This is a genomic window from Psychrobacter sp. 1U2, assembly GCF_051847575.1.
In genome coordinates, this window is the sequence record NZ_JBPYDC010000107.1 from 1 (window position 1) to 1,800 (window position 1,800).

The 1,800-nt window shown below is 41.1% G+C and carries 2 protein-coding genes; both read left to right on the forward strand.

Annotation, left to right across the window (positions count from 1 at the left end; translation table 11 throughout):
* A partial coding sequence (locus ACS8FD_RS13555) for a porin (protein ID WP_439276264.1) occupies positions 1-1,046 on the forward strand: 1,046 nt, incomplete at its 5' end.
* A gap of 168 nt (positions 1,047-1,214) precedes the next feature.
* A partial coding sequence (locus ACS8FD_RS13560; protein ID WP_439276265.1) for a porin occupies positions 1,215-1,800 on the forward strand: 586 nt, incomplete at its 3' end.

Here is a 1,800-nt window from a genome sequence, read left to right on the forward strand (position 1 = left end):
CTGTATCTGCAGCTAATGCCGCACCAACTCTATATGGTAAAGCTTTTTTAGCCGCTGACTACGAAAATACTGATTTTGATGCGGATGCAGTCACAATCCCAGGCGAATTTCCTGCTTATAACTACGATGAAAATACGTTAGAGATCAACTCTCATGCTTCACGTATTGGCCTTAAAGGTTCTGAAGCCATGACTGCGAATACTGATGTGATCTATCGGTTAGAGTATGGCACAAGTATCGATGGTGATAATGCTACCTTCACTAACCGTGATACCTATCTTGGTGTGGTAAACAAGCAATTTGGTGAGTTCCGTGTTGGTAAAAACCAATCTAGCCTAGCGCGTATTGACAACGTTGTAGTGAACCAAGGTTACTGGGATAACCTAGGTCAAACCCAAAATGAAAGTGAGGTTGTTGAAGCGTTAAACATGGCTGATAGTGGTCGTATTAATAGCTCAGTTATCTGGACTGCACCAAAGTATGACGGTCTACCAGTACAACTGTCTGCTATGTACAGCTCTGACGATGTAAATGGCAATGATAACGAAGGTTTTGGTGTAGCAGCGCTATTTGATCAAGGTACTGGCTTTACCGCTGGTATTGCTTATGACAAAGATCAAAACATCGACGGTGATATTATCCGTGGTACCGCTACTGTAGATCTGGGCAAGTACATGGCTTATCCAGTCAATCTAGGTGCGCTATATCAAGTAGGTGATTACGATAATCGCGATAAAGACGAGAAAGGCTTTATAATCAGTGCTGAAATGGGTTTAACTAACTTTGCTCGTCCAGCGTCTGTTTATGCTCAGTACAATAATACCTCTAACCTAAACGGTTTTGATAATGCTGATTCAGACCAAATCGTTGTTGGTGGTAAGTACATGTATAAAGATAACATCATTGCACATGCCTATGCTGGTATGAACAAAGCTGATAACGTCAACCGTTATTTAGGTGATGATGATAATAACGATCCAATTTATGGCCAACCTGGCGATGCTGAAGTAATCGTAGTTGGTACTGGTCTAGAATACTTATTCTAGTATGAACTAGAATTTGCTTCTAAAAAACTCATCCTTCGGGGTGGGTTTTTTTGTTGTGTTGATTTTGCTTTAGAACAGACAGAAAAAACGTAAAAATGCAAGGCCATTCTAGGCTTTGTGCATTTAATACCCTGCTTAATGAATGACCAAGTATTAGAGTGAATATTTATGATGAAAAAACTCCTTTTAACATCAGCGATTGCTATTGTATCTGTACCAGTTGCGCAAGCAGCCCCAGAAATCTATGGCAAAGCATTCTTGACCACTGATTATATTAATGACGAGGCGGATTACACTAATCGTGTAGATGATGCCCCTGAGGACTCTGATGTGGACTCAGTACAAATTAACTCAAACTTTTCACGACTAGGTCTCAGAGGTTCTGAAGCGATTACTGCAAATACTGATGTAATATATCGATTAGAGTATGGCATTGATATCGATGGCGATGACAGTAATACTTTTACAAGTCGTGATACTTATCTAGGTCTAGTAAATAAAGACTACGGCGAGTTTCGCGTTGGCCGTAATACCTCTGTATTAGGGTATGTGTACGATCCGATGGTTGCAAGAGCTTACTGGGATAATCTAGGGAAAAGAACCCTGAATGACAATGGCGGAGTTGCTGCACTAAATATGCTTGACTACACGCGCTCTGATAGCTCGGTGTTGTGGATTGCCCCTGAATATAAAGACTTGCAGCTGGTAGTGCAGTATGTGGCTGATGAGGGTTCTGATGACAACAAAGACAAAG